This window comes from Streptomyces lothianensis, assembly GCF_047779955.1.
GTDB lineage: Bacteria > Actinomycetota > Actinomycetes > Streptomycetales > Streptomycetaceae > Streptomyces.
Genome location: NZ_JBLMKT010000045.1, coordinates 64,201 through 81,344 on the forward strand (window position 1 = coordinate 64,201; position 17,144 = coordinate 81,344).

General features: G+C 72.6%; 17 protein-coding genes. 6 read left to right on the top strand and 11 right to left on the bottom strand.

The window, feature by feature from the left end:
- Positions 1-143: 143 nt before the first annotated feature.
- A complete protein-coding gene (locus ACLF6P_RS16610; protein WP_003966491.1) occupies positions 144-311 on the bottom strand; it encodes a DUF3117 domain-containing protein in 168 nt (55 codons plus the stop codon).
- A gap of 353 nt (positions 312-664) precedes the next feature.
- Between ACLF6P_RS16610 and chcB the strand changes: the two genes are divergently transcribed.
- A complete protein-coding gene (gene chcB / locus ACLF6P_RS16615) occupies positions 665-1,465 on the top strand; it encodes a 2-cyclohexenylcarbonyl CoA isomerase (protein ID WP_415951128.1) in 801 nt (266 codons plus the stop codon).
- Here chcB and ACLF6P_RS16620 read toward each other — a convergent pair.
- Together ACLF6P_RS16620 and ACLF6P_RS16625 are read right to left on the bottom strand one after the other, a co-directional pair.
- Positions 1,428-2,036, bottom strand: a complete 609-nt coding sequence (locus tag ACLF6P_RS16620; protein ID WP_415951130.1) for a DNA-3-methyladenine glycosylase I — start codon at positions 2,034-2,036, stop codon at positions 1,428-1,430. The two genes, chcB and ACLF6P_RS16620, sit on opposite strands and share 38 nt — an antisense overlap.
- On the bottom strand, positions 2,033-2,494 hold the full coding sequence (locus ACLF6P_RS16625; RefSeq protein WP_415951131.1) for a DivIVA domain-containing protein: 462 nt from the start codon (positions 2,492-2,494) through the stop codon (positions 2,033-2,035). Before ACLF6P_RS16625 ends, ACLF6P_RS16620 begins: the two co-directional genes overlap by 4 nt.
- A 214-nt stretch (positions 2,495-2,708) precedes the next feature.
- Between ACLF6P_RS16625 and folP the strand changes: the two genes are divergently transcribed.
- On the top strand, positions 2,709-3,578 hold the full coding sequence (gene folP, locus ACLF6P_RS16630) for a dihydropteroate synthase (protein WP_415951132.1): 870 nt from the start codon (positions 2,709-2,711) through the stop codon (positions 3,576-3,578).
- Positions 3,579-3,601: 23 nt separating this feature from the next.
- Here the strand turns inward: folP and ACLF6P_RS16635 are convergent, their stop codons facing one another.
- The 3 genes from ACLF6P_RS16635 to dapE all read right to left on the bottom strand — a co-directional run bounded on the left by ACLF6P_RS16635 (position 3,602) and on the right by dapE (position 6,730).
- Positions 3,602-4,561 carry a hypothetical protein gene (locus tag ACLF6P_RS16635; protein WP_415951133.1) on the bottom strand — a complete coding sequence of 320 codons (960 nt, stop codon included), beginning with the start codon at positions 4,559-4,561 and terminating at the stop codon, positions 3,602-3,604.
- 110 nt (positions 4,562-4,671) lie between these two features.
- Positions 4,672-5,421 (bottom strand): LOG family protein, encoded by a 750-nt coding sequence (locus ACLF6P_RS16640; protein WP_415951135.1) that lies wholly within the window; start codon positions 5,419-5,421, stop codon positions 4,672-4,674.
- A gap of 172 nt (positions 5,422-5,593) precedes the next feature.
- Positions 5,594-6,730, bottom strand: coding sequence for a succinyl-diaminopimelate desuccinylase (gene dapE, locus ACLF6P_RS16645; RefSeq protein WP_415951137.1), 1,137 nt, complete (start codon positions 6,728-6,730; stop codon positions 5,594-5,596).
- A 190-nt stretch (positions 6,731-6,920) separates the two neighbouring features.
- On the opposite strand from dapE, the gene ACLF6P_RS16650 reads away from it, so the two are divergent.
- Together ACLF6P_RS16650 and ACLF6P_RS16655 are read left to right on the top strand one after the other, a co-directional pair.
- A complete protein-coding gene (locus tag ACLF6P_RS16650; protein ID WP_415951138.1) occupies positions 6,921-7,952 on the top strand; it encodes a heavy metal transporter in 1,032 nt (343 codons plus the stop codon).
- Positions 7,953-8,228: 276 nt separating this feature from the next.
- Positions 8,229-8,669 carry an ATP-binding protein gene (locus tag ACLF6P_RS16655; protein ID WP_415951139.1) on the top strand — a complete coding sequence of 147 codons (441 nt, stop codon included), beginning with the start codon at positions 8,229-8,231 and terminating at the stop codon, positions 8,667-8,669.
- A gap of 252 nt (positions 8,670-8,921) precedes the next feature.
- Here the strand turns inward: ACLF6P_RS16655 and ACLF6P_RS16660 are convergent, their stop codons facing one another.
- Together ACLF6P_RS16660 and fdxA are read right to left on the bottom strand one after the other, a co-directional pair.
- The gene (locus ACLF6P_RS16660) at positions 8,922-10,025 is read right to left on the bottom strand and encodes a bifunctional succinyldiaminopimelate transaminase/glutamate-prephenate aminotransferase (protein ID WP_415951140.1); all 1,104 of its coding nucleotides are present in this window, start codon (positions 10,023-10,025) and stop codon (positions 8,922-8,924) included.
- A 282-nt stretch (positions 10,026-10,307) separates the two neighbouring features.
- A complete protein-coding gene (gene fdxA / locus ACLF6P_RS16665; RefSeq protein WP_018089397.1) occupies positions 10,308-10,628 on the bottom strand; it encodes a ferredoxin in 321 nt (106 codons plus the stop codon).
- A 140-nt stretch (positions 10,629-10,768) separates the two neighbouring features.
- On the opposite strand from fdxA, the gene ACLF6P_RS16670 reads away from it, so the two are divergent.
- Together ACLF6P_RS16670 and ACLF6P_RS16675 are read left to right on the top strand one after the other, a co-directional pair.
- Positions 10,769-11,791 carry a GNAT family N-acetyltransferase gene (locus tag ACLF6P_RS16670; protein WP_415951141.1) on the top strand — a complete coding sequence of 341 codons (1,023 nt, stop codon included), beginning with the start codon at positions 10,769-10,771 and terminating at the stop codon, positions 11,789-11,791.
- Positions 11,792-11,863: 72 nt separating this feature from the next.
- Entirely contained in the window at positions 11,864-12,691 is an 828-nt protein-coding gene (locus ACLF6P_RS16675) for a transglutaminase-like and tetratricopeptide repeat-containing protein (protein WP_415951142.1), read from the top strand.
- A gap of 52 nt (positions 12,692-12,743) precedes the next feature.
- Here ACLF6P_RS16675 and ACLF6P_RS16680 read toward each other — a convergent pair whose 3' ends face one another.
- The 3 genes from ACLF6P_RS16680 to ACLF6P_RS16690 form a co-directional block, all read right to left on the bottom strand.
- The gene (locus tag ACLF6P_RS16680; protein ID WP_415951144.1) at positions 12,744-13,361 is read right to left on the bottom strand and encodes a response regulator transcription factor; all 618 of its coding nucleotides are present in this window, start codon (positions 13,359-13,361) and stop codon (positions 12,744-12,746) included.
- Positions 13,358-14,662 (bottom strand): sensor histidine kinase, encoded by a 1,305-nt coding sequence (locus tag ACLF6P_RS16685; protein ID WP_415951203.1) that lies wholly within the window; start codon positions 14,660-14,662, stop codon positions 13,358-13,360. Before ACLF6P_RS16685 ends, ACLF6P_RS16680 begins: the two co-directional genes overlap by 4 nt.
- Before the next feature lie 196 nt (positions 14,663-14,858).
- Positions 14,859-17,123, bottom strand: a complete 2,265-nt coding sequence (locus ACLF6P_RS16690) for a hypothetical protein (RefSeq protein WP_415951145.1) — start codon at positions 17,121-17,123, stop codon at positions 14,859-14,861.
- Positions 17,124-17,144: the final 21 nt, after the last annotated feature.

A 17,144-nucleotide genomic window follows, 5' to 3' on the forward strand; every position in this document is an offset into this window, starting at 1 on the left:
ATCCGCGTGGCTCGGGGCCCCGCCAGGCTCGGGCACTTGCCAAGCTCGGGGCGCCCGACCTCCGCGTACAACCCCCCAAAACGACACCACCCCGGCACTTGTTAGTGTGCCGGGGCGGTGAAGGGTGGTGCGCGGACGTTGCGTCAGCCGACGACCTTCTTCAGGGCGTCGCCGAGTGCATCGGCCTCGTCGGGAGTCAGCTCGACGACGAGCCGACCGCCGCCTTCGAGCGGAACGCGCATGACGATGCCCCGCCCCTCCTTGGTCACCTCGAGCGGGCCGTCGCCCGTCCGCGGCTTCATGGCCGCCATGCTCGTTCCCCTTCCTGAAACCAGCTCACGCAGCCGGCGGCCCCAGGCAGGGCGCAGTGTCACCGGCATCGAACACATTGCTTCCAGGCCATTATCCCGCATCGCAGGACCCGATGACCAACATCAGCCGGCATCGCTTGCGCAACGCACTTGAGCAAAACCACTCAATTCGGCGATGTGACTGCGATACTTCTCCGCTTCACACCCCTCAGCAGTCGTGAATTCTTTGATGTACGTCACACACCGGGGCCCGTACCCGGGGTGATCGGTCTGAGCCATGCTGTGCTGTGACGCGCGCGTGGTGACCATGCGTGCACCTGTACCTGTTGATACGTGACGAGGGGACGACCTTCATGGCCGACACCGTGCTGTACGAGGTGGGCGACGGGCTCGCGACGATCACACTGAACCGTCCCGAGGCCATGAACGCGATGAACACCGAGGCGAAGGTCGCCCTGCGCGAGGCCGTGCAGGCCGCGGCCGCCGACCCCGCGGTGCGGGCGGTGCTCCTGACGGCCACCGGGCGGGCGTTCTGTGTCGGGCAGGACCTCAAGGAGCACATCGGATCCCTGGAGGCGGACCGCGCCTCCGGCCGCGGGGAGACGATGTCGACGGTGCGTGAGCACTACAACCCGATCGTGCGGGCGCTCACCGAGATGCAGAAGCCCGTGGTGGCCGGGGTGAACGGGGTCGCGGCCGGAGCCGGGTTCGGGTTCGCGCTCGCCGCGGACTACCGGGTGGTGGCGGAGAGCGCCTCCTTCAACACCTCGTTCGCGGGGGTCGCGCTGACCGCCGACTCGGGTGTGTCGTGGACGCTGCCGCGTGTGGTCGGGCCCGGGCGGGCGGCGGATCTGCTGCTGTTCCCGCGTTCGGTGAAGGCGCAGGAGGCGTACGAGCTGGGGATCGCCAACCGCGTGGTGGCGGCGGAGTCGCTGGCCGAGGAGGCCGCGTCCGTGGCCCGGTCCCTGGCCTCCGGGCCGACGCTCGCCTACGCGGCGATCAAGGAGTCACTGGCGTTCGGAGCCTCGCACTCGCTGGCTCAGACGCTGGAGAAGGAGGAGGAACTGCAGGCCCGGGCCGGGGCGTCCGAGGATCACTCGATCGCGGTGGGGGCGTTCATCGCGAAGGAGAAGCCGGTCTATCTGGGGCGGTGAAGGCGCAGTCCGCCAAGTGGTCGTCGACCAGACCGCAGGCCTGCATCAGGGCGTAGGCCGTGGTCGGGCCGATGAAGCGGAGGCCGCGCTTCTTCAGGGCCTTGGACAGGGCCGTCGACGCGTCGGTGACCGCCGGGACCTCGGCGAGGGTGCGGGGAGCGGGGCGGGCGGCGGTGTCCGGGGCGAAGGACCAGATGAACGTGTCGAGTTCGCCCGGCTCCCACTCCGCGAGGACCCTCGCATTGGCGAGTGTCGCCTCGATCTTGGCGCGGTTGCGGATGATGCCGGCGTCGCCGAGGAGGCGCTCGGCGTCCTGCTCCGTGAAGGCCGCGACCTTCTCGATCCGGAACTCGGCGAAGGCGCGGCGGAAGTTCTCGCGGCGGCGCAGGATCGTGATCCACGACAGGCCGGACTGGAAGGCCTCCAGGCAGAGGCGTTCGTACAGGGCGTCGTCGCCGTGTACGGGGCGGCCCCATTCCCCGTCGTGGTACGCGATGTAGTCCTCCGCCGACAGGGCCCAGGGGCAGCGCAGTGCACCGTCGGGTCCGGGCTGTGCCTCGCCGCCGCTCATGCCTTCGGCCCTTCGGGCGTGTCGAAGCCGCCGTCATGCTCCATAGGTCCGGAGGGGCCGGAGGGGCCGGAGGGGCCGGAGGCATCGGAGGGTCCCCCGGGATCTGAGGGAGCGGGGGCCCCGTAGCCCTGGTCGAACAGGCCCGGGCCCGCCGAGGCCGTCGCCTGTACGCCCGCGAGGGAGCGCTCCAGTTCGGCGATCCGCGCGTCCCGCTCGGCGAGTTCGGCGCCGAGCCGGGACAGCGCGTCGTCGACCTCGGCCATGCGATATCCCCGTACGGCCGTGGGCAGGCGGAGTGCCTCCACGTCGGCGCGGGCCAGCGGGCGGTCCGCGGGCAGCGGGTCGATCAGGTACTGGGGCGGGGCCTCGGGCAGCACACCGTCCTCGGAGCCGCCGAGCACGGCGAGCGTGACCGCGGTGACGACCACGACCAGTGCGATGAGCAGGAACCAGAACACGTCGACTCCCCGGAGATGAGTTGGTCCGCGTCCGATCGTGCCATGCGGCACCGACAGTCGAGGACCGACAGTCGGGGACGGACCGCCGAGGACCGACAGTCGCGGACGGACCGCCGTCGACTGTTCGGCGGAGACCGGTCGGCGGAGACCGGCCAGCTAGGGTCTGCAGCGATGACCAGTGTGCGGAAAGAGTGTGCGGAAAGGGAGTGTGGCGATGCCGGGAGCGCTGAGGCTCGGGCGGCGGGAGTTCGGGCCGTATGAGCCGGTGATCATGGCGATCGTCAACCGGACGCCCGACTCCTTCTACGACCAGGGCGCCACCTTCCGTGACGAGCCGGCGCTCGCGCGGGTCGAGCAGGCCATCGCCGAGGGGGCCCAGATCGTCGACATCGGCGGGGTGAAGGCCGGGCCCGGCGAGGAGGTCACCGCCGAGGAGGAGGCGCGGCGCACGGTCGGCTTCGTGGCAGAGGTGCGACGGCGCTTCCCCGATGTGATCATCAGCGTGGACACCTGGCGGCACGAGGTCGGCGAGGCCGTCTGCGGGGCCGGGGCGGATCTGCTCAACGACGCCTGGGGCGGGGTCGATCCGAAACTCGCCGAGGTGGCGGCACGGCACCGTGTGGGCCTCGTCTGCACGCACGCGGGCGGCGTCGAACCGCGGACCCGGCCGCACCGGACCTCGTACGCGGACGTGATGGCCGACATCCTCCAGGTGACGACCGGGCTGGCCGAGCGTGCGGTGGAGCTGGGGGTGCCACGGGAGTCCGTGCTGATCGACCCGGGGCACGACTTCGGCAAGAACACCCGGCACAGCCTGGAGGCCACGCGTCGCCTCGGCGAGATGGCAGAGACCGGCTGGCCCGTCCTCGTCTCCCTGTCGAACAAGGACTTCGTCGGCGAGACCCTCGACAAGCCGGTCAAGGAACGCGTGATCGGAACGCTGGCGACGACGGCGGTGTCGGCCTGGCTGGGCGCGCAGGTCTACCGCGTGCACGAGGTGGCGGAGACGCGGCAGGTGCTCGACATGGTCGCCTCCATCGCCGGCCACCGCCCCCCGGCGGTGGCGCGCCGGGGGCTGGCATAGGGCGTGTCCTGCGGCCGAAGCGCTCAGTGCGAAGGCGCGGTTCGGGTACGGACGGGGTGGCCGTCCGTACCGTCGGTGAGCCAGGAGCCGTCGCCCAGGGGCACCAGCTCGTACGGGCTGGTCACCTCCACGGCGATCTCGTCGCCAGGCGTGCCGGTGCGCACGTCGACCAGGTGGTGGCGGAACCAGTCCTCCCCGTCCTGGCCCTCACCGCCCAGGGTGACGACGGCCGTGTCCCGGGTCAGATAGCCGCCGCTCCACTCCACGAAGGTCTCGTCCGGGTCGTATCCGAAAGCCGCTGCGGGCAGGGTGAAAAGCACCTCCCCGCCGGGATGCCGGTGGAAGGCGACATCCTCCTGTCCGTGGTGGACGGTCATGAAGTGCTGCCCGTCCGGTGCCAGAGCGATCAGGCAGCGGTCCCACCACGGGTAGGTCACCCATTCCGGTTCGCCGCCGGCCCCGGGCGTGGCCCTGAGGACGACGGCGCCGTCCTGGCCTTCCCCGATGTCGAGGTAGACGCTGCCGTCCACCGGGTGCACATGGTGGAAGGCGCCGTGTCCGGCCGTCCCGAGCTCCCGGCGGGCCAGCACCTCCCCGCTGTCGGCATCGTGCATGACCCACTGGTCCGCGCCGCCGCGGCCCGCCATCGCGTCCGGCCGGTACACCCACACGCGACGGCCGTCCGAGGACAGTGCACAGCCGGGGCGGTGGCCGTGGGGCCGGTCCGAGTACGGCTCGAAGTCCGAGGCCCAGACCAGCTCACCGGCGCGTGTGAGGCAGACGGCCCGGTTCGAAGTCGTGTACACGGCGCGCTCCAGGTCGGGCCGGACGGCCGACTCCACGACCTCGTCGCCGGGCAACGGCCGGAACACGGCGACGGGTTCCAGTGCGCCGAGCGCGCCGGAACCCGTCGTATAGGCGTAAATCACGTTGTCGCGGTGGCGCGTGAAGACGTTCCGGGGCCGCTCGGGGTCGGGAAGCATCCGCCGAGGCTAACCGCCGGATCCGGCCGGCCGACAGTTCTCGCCGACCGGTTCTCAGCGGCCAGGTTCCGCAGCCCGGCTCTCAGCGGCCAGGTTCCGCAGCCCGGCTCTCAGCGCCCCGTCTCCTTCGTCACCAGCGCCACCGCCTCCTCCACGCTGTCCGTGACGTGGAAGAGGAGGAGGTCGCGTTCGGAGGCCTTGCCCTCGGCGATGACCGTGTTGCGGAGCCAGTCGACGAGGCCGCTCCAGTAGGAGGATCCGAAGAGGACGATCGGGAAGCGGGTGACCTTGCGGGTCTGGACGAGGGTCAGGGCCTCGAAGAGTTCGTCGAGGGTGCCGAGGCCGCCGGGGAGGACCACGAAGCCCTGGGCGTACTTCACGAACATCGTCTTGCGGACGAAGAAGTAGCGGAAGTTGACGCCGATGTCGACGTGCGCGTTGAGTCCCTGTTCGAAGGGCAGCTCGATGCCGAGGCCGACGGAGATGCCCATGGCCTCACGGGCGCCCTTGTTCGCGGCCTCCATCGCACCCGGACCGCCGCCGGTGATCACGGCGAAGCCCGCCTCGACGAGGGCGCGGCCGAGGGCGGTGCCCGCCTCGTACTCGGGGGTGTCGGGCTTGGTGCGGGCCGAGCCGAAGACGCTGATGGCTCCGGGGAGTTCGGCGAGGGCGCCGAAGCCTTCGACGAACTCGGACTGGATGCGCATCACCCGCCAGGGGTCGGTGTGCAGCCACTCCGAATCCCCCTCGGAGTCGAGCAGACGCTGGTCGGTGGTGCCGGGCGTGATCTGCTCGCGGCGCCGCACCACCGGGCCGAGACGCTGCTCCTCCGGCGGGCCCTGCGCTTCCGAGTTGGCCATGACGTACTCCTTCCGCTGCGTACGGGCCAGGGTAAGTCGGGGCGGGTGGCCAGGGGCGGAATTGGCGGGGTGCGGGTGGTGGCCGGGGGCTTGCTCCCTGGGCTCCCTGGGCTCCCTGGGCTCCCTGGGCTCCCTGGGCTCCCTGGGCTCCCTGGCCATCGTTGCGGCTCGCCTACGTCGTCAGCCAGGCCCTCAGGACCTTCTCGCCCTCCAGGATCTTCGCCGTGTCGACGCGTTCGTCGATCTTGTGGGCGTAGATCGGGTTGCCGGGGCCGAAGTTGACGGCCGGGACGCCGAGGTCGCTGAAGCGGGAGACGTCGGTCCAGCCGAACTTGGGGCGGGGTTCGCCGCCGACCGCCTCGGCGAAGGCCGCCGCCACCGGGTGGTGCAGGCCGGGGCGGGCGCCGCCGGAGTGGTCGTCGACGACGAACTCGTCGACATCGCAGTCGGCGAAGTAGTCGCGGACGAAGTCGAGGGCCTCGTCCATGGAGCGGTCCGGGGCGTAGCGGAAGTTGACGACCAGGGTGCACGCGTCGGGGATGACGTTGCCCGCGACGCCGCCTTCCACGCGTACCGCGTTGAGGCCTTCGTGGTACTGCAGCCCGTCGACCACCGGCTTGCGCGGCTCGTACGCGGCGAGGGCGGCCAGCGCCTTGGAGGCGCGGTGGACGGCGTTGGCGCCCATCCAGGCGCGTGCCGAGTGGGCCCGCTCGCCCCGGAACTCCAGGAAGACGCGGAGGGTGCCCTGGCAGCCGCCCTCGACCAGGCCGTCGGTGCCTTCGAGGAGGATCGCGAAATCGCCCGCGAGCCAGTCGGGGTGGGCCTCGGAGACCTTGCCGAGGCCGTTGAGGTGCGCCTCGACCTCCTCGTTGTCGTAGAAGACGAAGGTGAGGTCGCGGTTGGGGGCGGGCACGGTGCGGGCGATGCGCAGCTGGAGCGCGACCCCGGACTTCATGTCGGTGGTGCCGCAGCCCCACAGGGTGCCGTCGGCGTCGAGGCGACTGGGGACGTTGTCCGCGATCGGCACGGTGTCGATATGGCCGGCCAGGATGACGCGCTCGGCGTGGCCGAGGCCGGTACGGGCCACGATGTTGTTGCCGAACCGGTCCACCCTCAGGTGCGGCAGCGCGCGCAGCGCCGTCTCGATCGCGTCGGCGAGCGGCTTCTCCGAGCCGCTGGGCGAGGCGAAGTCGACGAGCTGCGCGGTGAGCTTCGCGGCGTCCAGGTCGAGGTCGATCGAGTTCGGCTGGACGTGGGGCTCGGTGTCCGGCTGGGCGTTCGGGCTGTGCGGGGTCTGCTGGTCGGCCATGGTGGGGAGCCTAACGTCCGCTTCGCGTAGGGTCCGTGTCCGTCTGCTCCTCGGACTCCGCGCCCGCCGAAGACCCGGACTCCGCGCCCTCCGAGACCCGGACTCCGTGCCCTCCGAGACCCGGACTCCGCGCCCTCCGAGACCCGGACTCCGTGCCTGCGCGCTCCTCGGGCTCCAGTACGGTGGGCGCGTGCCCGAGCAGTCTTCCGAGAACGCGGGTCGCGGCCGTTTCCTCCGGTTCGGCGCGGCCGCTCTTGTGCTGCTCGGGATCGCCGGGTACGTGGCCGTGCAGTACGAGGGCGGCGGCAAGCCGCTGCCGCGCTGCACCGTGCTCGGTGCGGGCGGCGCCTCGTACGAGATGACGTACGAGCAGGCGCAGAACGCGGCGACGATCTCCGCCGTGGGCACCACCCGCGGGATGCCCGAGCGGGCCGTGACCATCGCGCTCGCGACCGCGCTGCAGGAGTCGGGGCTGCGCAACATCGACTACGGCGACCGCGATTCGGTGGGCCTCTTCCAGCAGCGGCCCTCTCAGGGCTGGGGCACGGTCGAGCAGATCATGGACCCGGTGTACTCGGCGGGGAAGTTCTATGAGCACCTCAAGGAGGTGCCCGGCTATTCCCGGCTGCCGCTGACGGTCGCCGCGCAGAAGGTGCAGCGCAGCGGGTTCCCGCAGGCGTACGCGAAGCACGAGCCGGACGCCTCGCTGCTCTCTGCGGCACTCACCGGGCGGGCCGCGGGCGCGCTGAAGTGCGAGGGGCCGCGGTCCGCGCAGGCCGGCGATCCGGCGAAGGTGCGCGATGCGCTGCGCAGGGACTTCGGGCGGGATGTGCTGCCGGATACGGAGTCGGCGGGCGCGGAGGTCGCCGGGGGCGGCCAGGCCGCCGAGGGTGCCGGACCGGACGAGCTGCGGCGCACGGTGGCCGTGCCGGTGACCACGGGTGCGGCCGGAACGGATGATCCGGCGCGGCGCGGCTGGGAGCTCGCGCAGTGGGCGGTGGCGCATGCCGACGGTCTGCGGCTCGAGCGGGTCGCGTACGACGGGCGCGAGTGGGTCGCGGGTGAGAACGGCGGCCGGTGGCGCGAGGCGGAGGGCGGCTCCGGGGCGGAGGGCGGCTCCGGGGCGGAGGGCTCCGAGGCGGGTTCTGATACGGGGTCGGGTACCGGGTCGGGGGCGGATTCCGGCGCTGCGGACCGGGTGCTCATCGTCACCGCCGCCTGAACGGCCCTCACCCGTACGGGTTAGCCCGGCGGCGGACGCGCGAACGTAGGACCACATTTTCTACGCAGCTTGCCGCGGCGCCCAGAACCCTTGCGCCCCAAGGGAAGTGACGCTTCGCCACGCCCAGGCGAAGGATCCGTTTCATCCGGTTTGACCCGAGACGATGATGCGACGCATTGCCAACTCTTTACGTTGCCGAACCGCAACCTTCCCGCGCTTCGAGCGGTAGTCACGGCGCAAGGCCAGACGAACGATCTTCCGCCCCGAAGGAGCACCATGTCCCTCCCCCTGACCCGCCGGATCGCCCGTGCCGCGCTGCTCACCGCAGCGGGAGCGGCCTCCGCGGTCGGTGCGGCCGGCTCCGCGAGCGCCGCCGGCCTCCCGGCCGCCCCCGACCTCGGCGGCCTCACCGCCCTGGACGGCGCCGGGCTCGGCAGCACGGTCACCGGCCTGGCGGGCACCGCCGGTTCGCAGGCCGTCGAGACGGCGCTGCCGGCCGCGAACAAGGCCCTCGGCGACACGAGCAGGGCCGCCACGCCCGCCGCGGAGCAGGCGACGGGGCAGGACGGCCTGCCGGTCGTCGGAAACGCGCTGCCGACCGACGCCCTGACCGAGCAGGGCCTCACCACCCAGGGGCTGAGCGCCAACGGTCTGCCGATCGCCGGCGCCGGACTGCCCACCGACGCGCTCATGGGCGGCCTGCCGATCGGCGGTTGATCCGGCACGCACGGACAGCGGCCGATCCGCCGGCGCACGCGTGCCGCACCGTCGTACGCGCCGCACCGTCGTACGGACGCGGAAGGGGCCCGGGAACGTTTCCCGGGCCCCTTCGCGTTGCGCGAGGACAGTGCGAGGACGCGAAGACACATGACATGCGGAGGGGAGGGGGACAAGTGCCGTGCGGCCGTCTCACCTGCCGTACGGGCGTCTCACCTGCCGTACGGGCGTCTCACCTGCCGTACGCGCGGATCAGGCGCCGCCGCCCAGCCGCCGCACGGCCTGCGCGACCCGCTCGTCGGTCGCCGTGAACGCCACGCGCACGAACCGCTCCCCCGCCGTCCCGTAGAAGTCGCCGGGGGCGACCAGGATGCCGAGGCCGGCGAGGTGGCCGACGGTGTCCCAGCAGTTCTCGTCGCGGCTCGCCCACAGGTAGAGGCTCGCCTCGCTGTGCTCGATGCGGAAGCCGTGCGCGAGCAGCGCGTCCCGCAGCGCCGCGCGCCGGGCCGCGTACCGGGCGCGCTGCTCGGTGACGTGCGTGTCGTCGCCGAGCGCGACGGCGGCCGCGGCCTGCACGGGCGCGGCGGTCATCATGCCGCCGTGCTTGCGGATCTGCAGCAGGTCCTGGAGCAGGGCCTCGTCGCCCGCGAGGAACGCGAAGCGGTAGCCGGCCAGGTTGGAGCGCTTGGAGAGCGAGTGCACGGCGATCAGGCCCTCGTACGAGCCGCCGCAGACCTCGGGGTGCAGCACGCTGACCGGCTCCGCCTCCCAGCCGAGCTCCAGATAGCACTCGTCGGAGACGACGAGGACACCGTGCTCCCGGGCCCAGGCCACGGTCCGGGTCAGTTCGTCCTTGGTGAGGACGCGCCCGGTGGGGTTGGAGGGCGAGTTCAGCCAGAGAAGCTTCAGGCCGGCCGGGTCGAGCTCGGCGGGGTCGTCGTACGTCACGTGGTCGGCGCGGGCGAGGCGCGCGCCCACCTCGTACGTGGGGTAGGCGAGCCGCGGGTGGGCGACCCGGTCGCCGGGGCCGAGGCCGAGCTGGGTCGGCAGCCAGGCCACCAGCTCCTTGGAGCCGACGGTCGGCAGTACGTTGCGGTGGGTGAACCCGCGGGCGCCCAGGCGCCGCTCGCACCAGCCGACGAGCGCGTCGCGCAGCTCGGGCGTGCCCCAGACCGTGGGATAGCCGGGCGAGTCGGCGGCGGCCACCAGGGCTTTCTGGATCAGCTCGGGCACCGGGTCCACCGGCGTGCCGACCGAGAGGTCCACGATGCCGTCCGGGTGCGCGGCGGCGGTGGCCTTGTACGGCTCCAGCTTGTCCCAGGGGAACACGGGCAGACGCGCGGAGACTGCGCTCACGGGGGTGCTCACTTTCTCGTACGTACGTGAAAACACCAGTGCCCCGACAGGCAACGTTTGCCCGTCAAGGAGCGGCGTCCGGTGCGTGCTCTCGTCGCGCCGGCCGGAATCCCTCGTACTGGACGTACTTGGGGTTTCGGGCGGTGCGGCGAGAGTGCGTGCCGGGCGTCGCGACGGGGCGAACGTTGCCTGTTGGGGCACTGAGGTCCCGTGGCGGACAGTGGGGTGCACTGCCCGCTACGGGACCCTGAAGGCGTGGTCCGCCGGTTTCGCCAGTACGGCTTACTGGTTCTGCGGCGGCAGTGCGGCGATGAACGGGTGGTCGCGCTCGATCAGGCCGAGCTTGCTGGCACCACCCGGGGAGCCGAGCTCGTCGAAGAACTCGACGTTCGCCTTGTAGTAGTCCTTCCACTCCTCGGGAGTGTCGTCCTCGTAGAAGATCGCCTCGACCGGGCAGACCGGCTCGCAGGCACCACAGTCGACGCATTCATCCGGGTGGATATACAAGGACCGGGAGCCCTCGTAGATGCAGTCGACCGGGCACTCCTCGATGCACGCCTTGTCCTTGACGTCGACACAAGGCTGCGCGATGACGTAGGTCACGCTGTCGTTCCTCCTCGATAGGGCGCTGGCGGGCCGCTTGGGCCTCCGCCACCTGGCGCGCGGGAGCGCGGCGTCGTCGATGCCCGCCTCTAGTATCTCCGTTCCGGGGCGTGATCCGAACAGGAGGGGCGGACTGAGCAGTGGAAATCATCGGTGGCGGTCTCATGAAAATCCGCATCAACCGGTCCGACGTGGGCAAACGGGTCTCGGTCCGGGCACTCACAGAGGCCGGAACCCCTGGTGAGAAGTTCACCGACACGGTGGGGGTTCTCACATCATGGGATGACGATGTGCTGCTCATCACACGCCGGGACGGCTCGATCGTCCGCATCGTGGACTCCTTTTTGGTCGCCGGGAAGATCGTGCCCGCCGCGCCCGCCCGCAGACGCGGTCCCGCGGCCACGTTCGAGGAGCTGGCACGGGCGACCGCGCGCGGCTGGCAGCCGGTCGAGAGCGAGTCGCTCGGGGACTGGGAACTGCGGTACGCGGACGGCTTCACCCGGCGGGCCAACTCCGTGCTCGCGCTCGGCGACCCCGGAGTGCCGCTGGACGAGGCGCTCGGCCTCGTACGCGAGTGGTACGCGCGGCGCGGGCTGCACGCGGACGTGCAGACCTCGACCGGGGCCGAGGGCACGCATGAGCTCCTGTGCGCGGAGCTGGAGAGGCGGGGCTGGGCGCAGCACACGCCCGCGCAGGTGTGGACGGGCGCGCTCGCGCCGCTCGGCGACGCGGATGCGGACGTGAGCGGGGTGCGCCTCGCGCGGACCTGCGACGAGGCCTGGCTCAGCCGCTACCAGCGCTTCGGGGAAGGCTCACCCGCCGTGCTCAAGGTGCTGCACGGCGGGCCTTCGGTGTGGTTCGCCTCGGTGGCCTCGCAGGAGGGAGCCGGTTCGGGGCACGGGGTGCCCGCGGCGATCGGGCGGTGTGTGGTCGACGGGCGGTGGGCCGGGTTCATGGCCGTCGAGGTCTCCCCCGAGTACCGGCGGCGCGGGCTCGCCACCGCGGTGATGACGGCCATGGCGCGGCAGGCGTTGGAGGAAGGCGCCTCGGCGGCCTGGCTGCAGGTGGAATCCGGCAACGAGGCCGCGAAGGCGATGTACGAGCGGATGGGCTTCGCCCCGCATCACCACTACCACTACCACCGGGCCCCGGAACCGGCCTGAGAGCGTGCCGGCGGACCCGTCCGGATCAGACCGCTCGGGCCCGGGCGCGGTTTGCCCATACGCTCTGGGTCCATGAGCGAGCCGACGTGGCGTGAGCAGTTCGCCGAGGAGGCCCGGGCCGAGCGGCCGGACCTCGCCCTGCTGTGTCTGCTCATCGGGGCGGAGGCGGACGGGGCCGGGGACTCCTCGGCCATCGACGCGGCGCAGATCGAACTCGACCGGCTTGCCGGGATGCTGCCGTACCGGCCGGGCGGGGCACAGGCCTGGGCGCGTGCGGTGGGGGACCTGCTCGGTGAACGCTGCGGGTTCCACGGCACGCCCGCGGACTACCAGCGGCTCGAGTCCTCGCTCCTGCACCAGGTGCTGCGGCGCCGCAGGGGGCTGCCGATCCTGCTGTCCGTGGTGTGGATGGAGGTGGCACGGCGCGCCGGAGCGCCCGTGTACGGGGTGGCGCTGCCCGGGCACTTCACGGTCGGCTTCGGCGAGCCGGAGGACGAGCCGCTGCTCGCCGATCCCTTCGACGGGGGGCGGGTGCTGAGTTCCGCGGATGCCTCGCTGCTCGTGGCCGGGGCGACGGGGGCGCCGCTCGATCCCTCGATGCTGCGGCCCGCGACGACGCTCTCCATCGTGCTGCGGATCCTCAACAACATCCGGGCCTGGGCGGCGGCGCGGCCGGAGCACTCCGGGGTGGCACTGTGGGCCGTCGAACTGTCCCTGCTGCTGCCCTCGCATCCGGCACGGCTGCGGTACGAGCGGGCTCAGCTGCTGGCGCGGCGAGGGGAGTTCGTGCGCGGGGCGGAGGAGCTGGAGGCCTACGCCTCGGTGCTGGATTCCGTGGAGCCGGGTGCCGCCGAGCTGGTGCGGGGGGAGGCTCGGGCGGCTCGGGCCCGGTTGAATTGAGAGTGCGGTGGGTGGCGCCTGCCGCGGCTGAGGATGCCGGACGGGCGGAGAACTACAGCCAGCCCTTCTCCCTCGCGATGCGGACCGCTTCCGCCCTGTTGCGGGCGGCAAGTTTCTGGATGGCCGTGGACAGGTAGTTGCGGATCGTGCCCTGGGAGAGGTGGAGGCGGGTGGCGAGTTCCGCGTTCGTCGCGCCGTCGGCCGCCTCGCGCAGGACCTCGCGTTCGCGGTCCGTCAGCGGGTCGGCGCCCTCCGCGAGGGCGGCCGCCGCGAGCGCCGGGTCGATGACCTTCTCGCCGGCGAGCACCTTGCGGACCGCCTCCGCGAGTTGCGCCGCCGGGGCGTCCTTGACGAGGAAGGCCGAGGCGCCGGCCTCCATGGCGCGGCGAAGGTAGCCGGGGCGGCCGAACGTCGTCAGGATGACCAGCTTCAGGTCCGGGAAGCGCGGGTGCAGGAGTGCCGCCGCCTCCAGACCGGTGACGCCCGGCATCTCGATGTCCAGGAGGGCCACGTCGGGGGTGTGGGTGCGGACCGCGTCCGCCACCTCGTCGCCGCGGGCGACCTGGGCCACCACCTCGATGTCGGGTTCGAGGCCGAGGAGCGCCGCGAGTGCCTCGCGGACCATCGACTGGTCTTCGGCCAGGAGCACCTTGATCGTTTCGGCGGTCATGAGGCGGATCCTGCCATGCCCGCGGAACCTGCCTGCACGCTGCCTTGCCCGGACTCCGCTCCCCCGGCCCCGTCCCGCGCTCCCCCGTCCCCCACGGGAACCCGGGCCGTGAGGCGGAAGCCTCTGCGGCCGGGAGCGGCCTCCAGGGTGCCGCCGACGGCTGTGAGGCGTTCGGTGAGGCCGGTGAGGCCGTTGCCGGACGCCAGGGTGGCGGGAGTCAGGGTGGCGGGCGGTGCGGAGGCGGTTGTTCCGGTCTCCCGCGGGGCGGAGACCGCGGGTGTGCCGCGGCCGTTGTCCTCGATCGTGAGCTCGCACATCGGTCCGGTCGGGGCCTGGTGGACGCTCAGGGTCACCGTGCAGCGGTCGGCGCCGGAGTGGCGTACGACGTTGGTGACCGCCTCGCGCAGGCACCAGGCCAGAGCCTCCTCGCAGGGCGTGGGCAGCTCGGTGGCGGAGGCGGGGACGGACGTGGGGACGGTCGCGACGATGCCCGCGGCGGCCAAGGCCGTACGCGCACCCGCCAGTTCGCCGGCGAGGGTAGCGCGGCGATAACCCGTGACCGCTTCGCGTACGTCGGCCAGTGCCTGTCGGCTGACCCGCTCGATGTCGGCCACCTGCTCGGCGGCGCTGTCGGGGCGCTCGGGCAGCATGCGGCCCGCGAGTTCGCTCTTGAGCGTGATGAGGGAGAGGGAGTGGCCCAGGAGGTCGTGCAGGTCCCGGGCGAGCCGGAGCCGTTCCTCGTTCGCGGCGAGTTCCGCGACGGTCGCGCGGGCCTCGCGGAGCTGGATCGTGGTGTGGATGAGCTGCCGTACGCCCGCCATCGCGAATCCGATCATCAGGGTCAGCAGGCCGAGCGAGACGACCACTTCGCCGATCGGCTCCGTACGTACGCCGGTCGCCAGCATCACGGCCGTGACCAGCGGAATCGCCCAGGCCGCGTGACGGAAGGGCAGAACCGCGCCGGTCGCCACGGTGACGTAGACGAACAGGCCGAGCCAGTCGTCCCCGTACGCGTGGGCGAGCACCGCGGCGAGCGCGCACAGGAAGGCCAGGGACAGGCTCGGGAGCGGCCAGGAGCGGATGCGGGAGGTGTACCGGAAGACGAGGGAGAGGTACGTGGCGACGAAGACGGCGAGGCCGGTCCAGCCCAGGGCCGTGGCCGCCGGGGCGTGGTTGCCGTCGGCGAGGTCCTGCACCGGGGAGGTGAGGAAGACCAGCCAGATGCCGATCCACACCAGCTTGGACACGAGCACACGGCGCTTCGCCGGCGGGCTCAGGTCGCTCTTCGCCGGCGGGTTCAGGTGACCTTTCTCCGGTGGGCTCAGGTGGCTCTTCGCCGACGGGCGGCCGACGGGAGGCGGAGTATCGCCGCCGGGCGGGCGGTCGCGGTCGGTGGTCACGCCGTCGGTGCTTCCTTCCGGTACGGCCATACGGGGAAGCCCGGCGCCCGTTGTACGGGGCCGGGCTTCGCCTGGATCAGCGGGGAGCGGGCTCGGTTCAGCTCGGGTCGGACTGGATCGTGACGGTCCGCTCCGCGGGGGTCTTCCCGCGCAGCGCCTGGCGGATCGCGCCGATCACGTCCTGCTCGGTGACCGCGGTCTGCTCGCCGTTGCCCCGCGTGATCAGGACATTGTCGAAGGTGCTGCCGTACATCTCCTTGAGGGTGGCGGCGTCGTACTGTTCGGTGAGCTTGCCGTCCTCGGTCGCCACCACCTTGACGAACTTGTAGATCGACTTCTCCGGGGAGAACGGGATCGACTCGCCGGATTCGGCCCTGATCGTGATCAGGCCGGACATCGCGGGCGTGGCGAACTCCTTCATCATCCGGTCGACCTCGGCCTTGGTGACCTTGGGCGCGGCGGTGGAGACGGGCAGTTCGACCGGGGTGCGCCTGCCGGTCTCGACCTGCTCGCGGTACGCGGCCTCGATCACCGCGATCGCGCCCTGCTCGTTGACCTTCGTGCCGCCCTTGCCGTACACCGGGGTCGCCTTGCCGGGCGAGAGCTTGATGCCGCCCTCGCCGCCGGAGGAGTCGCCCGCGATGCGCTGCAGGGCATCGGTGAGCTTCTCCTCGTCGACCGGCATCTCCGCCTCGACGACGCGCTCGCCGCCGAAGAGCGAACCGATCACGGAGACCGGGTTGTAGTCGCTTCCGGCGGCCGCGCGGACGGTCGCCTGGGCATCGAGCGAGAGGCCTGCCTGCTCGGGTTCGAGGATGACCTTCTTGCCGTTCACGGAGAGTTCGAGCGGCTGGGTGGTGCGCTCGCCGAGCGCGGCGTCCAGCTTCTCCACGGCGTCGTCACGGGTGCCGCCGCCGATGTCGACGCCGAGCACCGTGGTGCCCTTGGGCACGTCGGAGTGGTTCATGAGCAGGCCCGCACCGTAGGCGACACCGAGCAGGCCGAGGACGCCGCTCGCCACGAGGACCAGCTTGCTGCGGCCCTTCTTGGCGGGCCGGGAACTCGCGGCCGGAGCGGCGGGCGCGGGCTGCGCCGGCTCGTCCGCACCCGCGGACGAGCCCTGCGGTGCGAACGGGCTCGGCTCGAAGTCCTGACCGGGCGGCGGTGTGGCGAGGCCGCTGTTCAGGGTGGCGCCGGAGACCTGTCCCGGTGCCGGGATCGGGGCGGGGGCCGGGGCCGGCTTCTGCGGGGTGAGGACTGCGGTGTCGTCGCTCATCCGCGGCGGTTCGGAGCCCTCGCGCAGGTAGGCGGGGGTGTCCGGCTGCTGAGGGCCGGGGCCCTGCGGTCCGGAGGCGCCGGGGCCCTGCGGTCCGGAGGCGCCGGGGCCCTGCGGTCCGGGGGCGGAGGGGACGGCCGGGCGGCGGAACGGGGTCGGCGGCGGGGCACCTTCCCCGGTCGCCGGGCCCGTGGTGGGGCCGGAGGGGGCGGTGACACCGGGGGGTGTCGGGCGCGGGCCGTTCGGGCCGTTCGGGCCGCCGAGCGGGCCGCGCGGCGGCGGGCCGCCGGCCGGGCCTCGGCCCGGGGTGCCGGGGGCGCCGGGGTGCGGGCCGGAGGGCGAGGTGGTGGGGGCGGAGGGGCCGGCGCCTTCCGCGAGGTCGCTGAGGGCGCTTCTCGGGCGCGTGGGCTCACCGCCCTGCGCGGGGCCGCCGCCCTGCCCGGGGCCGCCCTTGCGGTACGGGAGGTCGCCGCGCGGCGGGGTGCCCTGCGCGGGTGCGCCGGGAGCGGCGGTGCCCGGTCCGGGCGCGCCAGCCGCACCGGGACCGCCCGGTCCGCCCGCGCCACCATGGCCGCCGGGACCACCCGCGCCGCCCGAAGCGCCGGCGGCCTTCCCGCCGCCCGCCGGCTTGCGCGGCGCGAACCAGTCGCTGGTCTTCTCCTCGCCCTTCGCCCCGCCGGAGTCCGCGGCCGCGGGCTCCTCGGGAGCGGGCTCGGGTGCGGGCGCCGGGTGGGCCTTCGGCACCCCGGGGATGTCCTCGAAGGGAGCGGAAGCGGAAGCGGAGGAAGGAGAAGGAGAGGCGGAGGACGGGGAGGAAGGCGCCTCGCCCTGCTCCTCGTTCACGGGTGTGCGCATGACGACCGGCGGGATGGGCCGCGATCCGGGGATGTTGATCCGGATCCGGGTGGTCAGCGTGGTCTGCGTCTCGGGCTCGTCGGCCGCGGGCGCGGCCGCCTCCATGCGGTCCGCGTCCCGCTCCGCGTCCGGTCCGCCCGACTCGGTGCCGTACGGCGGTGTGCCCGAGGGGTAGGCGGAACCCCCGCGCCCCTGGGGCCCGGAGGACGGAGTGTCAGTTTCACGACTCAAGGCAGGTTCTCCCGATCGGCT